The 340-nt window shown below is 43.5% G+C and carries 1 pseudogene; it reads right to left on the minus strand.

Going from position 1 to position 340, the window contains the following annotated elements:
* A pseudogene (locus tag AWW68_RS11000) lies at nucleotides 1–340 on the minus strand (hypothetical protein); the annotation flags it as partial.

A 340-nucleotide genomic window follows, 5' to 3' on the forward strand; every position in this document is an offset into this window, starting at 1 on the left:
AAGGGTAGCATTGCCATTGGCGTTTAAGTAGATATTAGCTGTTTTAGTTCTTGCCGTAGGCAGCGTGTTGTCTATAACGGTAACAATTGCTGTAGCGGTAGTTGCGTTTCCACTTTGGTCAGTAACAGTGACTGTTACTACGTTTTGTCCAGCATCGTTACAAGTAAAAGATGTTTTAGACAAAGAATAGGAAACAATGGTACAGTTATCAGAAGTACAGTTGGCTTCAAAGGCTATCTCTTCATCACCCATTCCAGGAACAGGCTGAGGCATTGAAATACCCGTAGAACCACAGTTCAGCACCAGCACATCTTGAGGGGTGATGGTAACAGGCGTAGCA

Source organism: Roseivirga spongicola (assembly GCF_001592965.1).
Lineage (GTDB): Bacteria > Bacteroidota > Bacteroidia > Cytophagales > Cyclobacteriaceae > Roseivirga > Roseivirga spongicola.